This is a genomic window from uncultured Gordonia sp. (assembly GCF_937858515.1).
In the GTDB taxonomy this organism is placed as follows: Bacteria; Actinomycetota; Actinomycetes; order Mycobacteriales; family Mycobacteriaceae; genus Gordonia.
In genome coordinates this window covers 1-4,526 of the sequence record NZ_CALLZT010000047.1, presented here as the reverse complement: position 1 = coordinate 4,526, position 4,526 = coordinate 1, and the positions used below count along the sequence as shown (strand labels likewise).

The window sequence follows — 4,526 nt, the reverse complement described above, 5'->3', positions numbered from 1 at the left end:
CCGAGCTGCTCGCCCTGCAGGCCGAACCGGCTGACCAGGCCGTCGAGCGCGGCGGTGAACATTTCCTGATTGCCGACCTTGGCGTAGGCCTTGTCCTGTTTGGCGAACGGGATGCGGTTGCCGCCGAGGATCGCGACGGGACGTTCAGTGCGGGTCTTGGGTGCTTTGGCCACTTCGATCTCCCAGGGTGGTGTTTGGTATCTATCGCGTATTCTTACTCAACAGTAAGTTCGTTGTCGAACGCCCCTCCCGGCGCGCTCGGCAGCTACCATCGCTCGCCGTAGGCGCAAGTGCCCCGCACGTGCCACCCACGACGGGGCGCACACAGTGCATGCAGAACAGGAGATCCACCGTGGCCAATCCCGGCTTGTACTCGTCATTCGTCCACTCCGCACCCGGCTCGTTCATCGCCAAGCAGGCGGGCCTGCCCGTCCCGCCGACGCTGCGCCGGTACAAGGCGTCCGAGCCCGCACTGGCCGGTCCGGTGCTGCTCGGCGGTTCCGGACGCCTCGTCGAGCCGCTGCGCGAGCTCCTCACCGGCGCCGATTACACGCTGATCCAGAACGCCACCTCGGGCCGCTCGGCCGACAAGTACGGCGCGCTGGTGTTCGATGCCACCGGCATCACCTCCCCCGACGAGCTGCGTCAGCTGTTCGAGTTCTTCCAGCCGGCGATGCGCTCGACCGCCGCGTGCGCCCGCTTCGTGGTCATCGGCACCACCCCCGAGCTCCTCACCTCCCCCGGTGAGCGGATCGCCCAGCGCGCTCTCGAAGGCTTCACCCGCTCGCTCGGAAAGGAACTGCTCAAGGGTTCCACCGTGCAACTGGTGTACGTCTCCCCCGACGCCAAGACCGGCCTGACCGGCCTGGAGTCGACGCTGCGGTTCATCCTGTCGGCCAAGTCGGCGTTCGTCGACGCCCAGGTGTTCCGCGTGGGTGCTGCCGACGGCACCGCCCCCGAATCCTGGGACAAGCCGCTCGACGGCAAGGTTGCCGTGGTCACCGGTGCCGCCCGCGGCATCGGCGCCACCATCGCCGAGGTCCTCTCCCGGGACGGCGCGCACGTCATCTGCGCCGACATCCCGGCCGCCGGTGAGGCACTGGCCGAAACCGCCAACAAGGTCGGCGGTACGTCCTTCCCGCTCGATGTGAGCGCACCCGACGCCGGCGCCAAGCTCGCCGAACACGCCCTAGAACGCCACGGCGGCATCGACATCATCGTCAACAACGCCGGCATCACCCGCGACAAGCTGCTCGCCAACATGGACGACGCCCGTTGGGATTCGGTGATCGCGGTCAACCTGCTCGCCCCCGAGGCCCTGGTGAACGGCCTGCTGGAGAACGGTGCCCTGCGTGCGGGCGGCGCCGTCATCGACGTCTCGTCGATCGCCGGTATCGCCGGCAACCGCGGCCAGACCAACTACGGCGCCTCCAAGGCCGGCGTCATCGGTCTCGTCGACGCGTACGCGCCGATCCTCGCCGAGAAGGACGTCACCATCAACGCCGTCGCCCCCGGCTTCATCGAGACCAAGATGACCGCGGCCATCCCGCTGGCCACCCGTGAGGCCGGTCGTCTGATGAGCTCGCTGCAGCAGGGCGGCCAGACCGTCGACGTCGCCGAGACCGTCGCTTACTTCGCCAACCCGGCGTCGAACGCGGTCACCGGCAACATCGTCCGCGTGTGCGGCCAGGGCTTCCTGGGTGCGTGATGAGTAAGACGATCACACTGAGCGGTGCCCCGGGCACCGCCTCGATCTACGGCAAGGCCGTCGCGGCGATGCTGCCCGTGATCGGCAAGCCCGCCAAGGTCTCCCCGACCGCGACGGTGCCCGACACCCACTACCGGCTCGTCGACGTGCGCGTCGATCCCGATGCGCTGCAAGCGTATTGCCGGGCCACCGGGCAGCGGTTCTCCTCGACGCTGCCGCTGACCTATCTGTTCGTGCTGCAGTTCCCGCTGGCCATGAAGATCATGACCACCAGCGAATTCCCGTTCGGTGCAGTCGGTTCGGTGCACATCAGCAACAAGATCGAGCGCAAGCGCGAGATCGGTGTCGACGAGCCGCTGACCATCACCACCCACGCGGAGAACCTGCGAGAGCACCGCAAGGGTCTGCTGGTGGACATGATCAGCGAATTCACCGTCGGCGCAGAGGTTGTCGCGGTGCAGACCGCGACATTCCTCAAGCAGCAGCGCACCAGCTTGTCCGACGAACCGCGCGGTCCCGCCCCCAAGGATTCGGCCCCGCCGCCACCGGACGCCGTGCTGTCGGTGGACCTGCGCCGCATCCGCGAGTACGCGGCCGCCTCCGGTGACCGCAACCCCATCCACATGGGCGACCTGCCCGCCAAGGCGTTCGGCTTCTCCAAGGCCATCGCCCACGGAATGTGGAGTGCCGCAGCAGCTCTGGCGAACGTCGAGGCCCAGGTACCCGGCGAGGTCACCTACGACGTACAGTTCGGCAGGCCGCTGCTGCTGCCGGCCAAGGTCAACCTGTACACCCGGCGCGTCGACGGCGAAGGCAACTTCGACCTCGCGATCCGCAACCGCCGCAAGGGCTATCCGCACCTGACGGCCACCCTCCGCCACAACTGAATACCCGCAACAAACGGGCCACCGGCACAATGCCGGTGGCCCGTTTCGGTCTTGTCGACTATCTATCGCTATATGAACGGATTGACGACCCGGACGCCACGAAGAACACTTCCACCCGCCAGGTCTTCGGTCCAGAGTTCCTCGCATCCCGCGCGGGCAGCCGCTTCAATGATCATCGCGTCGAAGATCGAAAGCTCATGTGCCGCAGCCGTAGCCGCTGCCTCGCGAACCAGATCCGCATCGGTGGCGACCACGTCGAGCTCAATTGCGTCGAGAACTCGCGCTGCTTCCCCGCGGGTTCGTCCGAGCTTGCGGGTAAGGACGGCATGCAGCTCTATGAGAACCTGCGTGCTGACGACCGCGTCTGCGGCGTGGCCGATCAGGACCTGCCGCGCAAGTTCCTGCTTTTCCGGGAAACGGTCATCGAACTGATAAGCGAGGAGATTGGTGTCGAGAAAGACACTCACCGAGTGAGTCCCCTTTCGCCGTACAACTCCTCCCGGGTCCAGCCTCGCCCATCACTACTGCCGCTCAGCTCTCGGGAAAGCGCCACGAATCGCAACGCCGCCTCCTGCCGCCTCGCGATCTCGGCATCCGCATCCGCATATTCAAGAAGTCGCTGTGCAAGGTACTGGTTGACCGACTCACCGCGCTCGATCGCCCGGATCCGAGCGCGTTTGAGCACCGCATCGTCAACGGTGATGGTCAGGTTCGCCATCTGGTGAGTGTAGCACCGATTCCGTGCTACACGAGTACCTTTCCGGCGAACCGAGTCAGGCCTAGTGATCTGCTGAGAGGAAGGGTTCAGGAATCGGGATCGGCAGGGCAGTATTGTAGAAACGTTGCTACATCGGAGGTGATCCGTGACGACTGTCAGTGCACGCGAGTTCAACCAGGATGTGAGCGGGGCCAAACGCGCCGCCGACGAGGGGCCTGTCGTCATCACGGACCGCGGCGAGCCGGCGTACGTCCTGCTCTCCATCGCCGACTACGAGCAGATGCGTGACCGGCGGAGTCTGCTCGATGCGTTGCAGATGGACGACGATGTCGAGTTCGAGCCGGTCGTGTCGCGGACGCTCCCCCGGGCAGCCGACCTGTGACCTATCTGCTCGACACCAACGTCGTCAGTGAACTGCGCAAACGACCGGGACAAATAGACGAGAACGTCTCGACGTGGGGTGCCGCGTTGGCCGTGAACGAGCAGTTCCTCAGCTCGATCACGGTCTTCGAGATCGAACTCGGCATTCTCCGTATCGAACGCCGGGACGAACTCCAGGGAAAACTGCTACGCCGTTGGTTCGACGCCCGCGTGATCGGCGCATTCGAGAAGCGCACGCTTCCTGTCGATCGGGAGATCGCCCGTCGCGCAGCACTTCTGCACCTCCCCGACCCGCGACCGGAACGCGACGCGTATATCGCGGCAACCGCGCTCGTCCGCGGGCTCACCGTCGCCACGCGCAACGTCGATGATTTCGTGCCGATGGGTGTCGCCGTGGTCAACCCGTGGCTGCCAGCGCGATAAATATTGTGGTCAGTTCCGGAATCCGGGACCGACCGCAATCTTTATGGGCCTCAGGCGGTGGCGCGATTGGTGCCGACGCCCTTGAGGCCACGCCAGACGATGCCGACGAGGAGGTCGGTGGCGGCGTCGAGGTCGACGTCGCCCTCGGCGATGCGGTCGGCGACGGCCTCGGTGGCGCCGACGATGGCCAGGGCGGTGAGTTCGAAGTCGAGATCGCTGGCACCCTGGACGGTGGTGCCCGCCCGGATCAGCTCGGCGACCATCTCGGTGATCCGGCGGCGGCTGTCGGTGACCCGGGAGGTGAAGGCCGCGGTACCGATCGCCACGCGGTACAGCACCCGCCACGACCGGCGGTTGTCCGGGCCGCCACGCCGGGAACTCCGTGCCACCGCGTGGGGCCGGTGTCCCC

6 protein-coding genes and 2 pseudogenes are annotated in these 4,526 nt (G+C 66.3%); 4 read left to right on the top strand and 4 right to left on the bottom strand.

Annotated features, from left to right (window positions below):
• A pseudogene (locus Q0627_RS03500) lies at window positions 1-173 on the bottom strand (acetyl-CoA C-acyltransferase); the annotation flags it as partial.
• 158 nt (window positions 174-331) lie between these two features.
• Between Q0627_RS03500 and Q0627_RS03495 the strand changes: the two are divergent.
• A complete protein-coding gene (locus Q0627_RS03495) occupies window positions 332-1,708 on the top strand; it encodes a 3-oxoacyl-ACP reductase (RefSeq protein ID WP_298807715.1) in 1,377 nt (458 codons plus the stop codon).
• Window positions 1,708-2,595 carry a MaoC/PaaZ C-terminal domain-containing protein gene (locus Q0627_RS03490; RefSeq protein ID WP_298807713.1) on the top strand — a complete coding sequence of 296 codons (888 nt, stop codon included), beginning with the start codon at window positions 1,708-1,710 and terminating at the stop codon, window positions 2,593-2,595. Before Q0627_RS03495 ends, Q0627_RS03490 begins: the two co-directional genes overlap by 1 nt.
• A gap of 68 nt (window positions 2,596-2,663) precedes the next feature.
• Here Q0627_RS03490 and Q0627_RS03485 read toward each other — a convergent pair whose 3' ends face one another.
• On the bottom strand, window positions 2,664-3,062 hold the full coding sequence (locus Q0627_RS03485) for a PIN domain-containing protein (protein ID WP_298807711.1): 399 nt from the start codon (window positions 3,060-3,062) through the stop codon (window positions 2,664-2,666).
• Entirely contained in the window at window positions 3,059-3,313 is a 255-nt protein-coding gene (locus Q0627_RS03480; protein WP_291011150.1) for a hypothetical protein, read from the bottom strand. Before Q0627_RS03480 ends, Q0627_RS03485 begins: the two co-directional genes overlap by 4 nt.
• A gap of 145 nt (window positions 3,314-3,458) precedes the next feature.
• Between Q0627_RS03480 and Q0627_RS03475 the strand changes: the two genes are divergently transcribed.
• Both Q0627_RS03475 and Q0627_RS03470 read left to right on the top strand, forming a co-directional pair.
• Window positions 3,459-3,695 carry a type II toxin-antitoxin system Phd/YefM family antitoxin gene (locus Q0627_RS03475; RefSeq protein WP_291011152.1) on the top strand — a complete coding sequence of 79 codons (237 nt, stop codon included), beginning with the start codon at window positions 3,459-3,461 and terminating at the stop codon, window positions 3,693-3,695.
• Entirely contained in the window at window positions 3,692-4,117 is a 426-nt protein-coding gene (locus Q0627_RS03470; protein WP_291011154.1) for a type II toxin-antitoxin system VapC family toxin, read from the top strand. The genes Q0627_RS03475 and Q0627_RS03470 overlap by 4 nt, the downstream gene beginning before the upstream one ends.
• Before the next feature lie 50 nt (window positions 4,118-4,167).
• Here the strand turns inward: Q0627_RS03470 and Q0627_RS03465 are convergent.
• Window positions 4,168-4,526: pseudogene (locus Q0627_RS03465) on the bottom strand (TetR/AcrR family transcriptional regulator); the annotation flags it as partial.

Excerpts from the sequence above, each read along its gene's own strand:
- Q0627_RS03490 (WP_298807713.1), top strand. The coding sequence starts at position 1,708 with ATGAGTAAGACGATCACACTGAGCGGTGCCCCGGGCACCGCCTCGATC.
- Q0627_RS03495 (WP_298807715.1), top strand. The coding sequence starts at position 332 with ATGCAGAACAGGAGATCCACCGTGGCCAATCCCGGCTTGTACTCGTCA.
- Q0627_RS03480 (WP_291011150.1), bottom strand. The coding sequence starts at position 3,313 with ATGGCGAACCTGACCATCACCGTTGACGATGCGGTGCTCAAACGCGCT.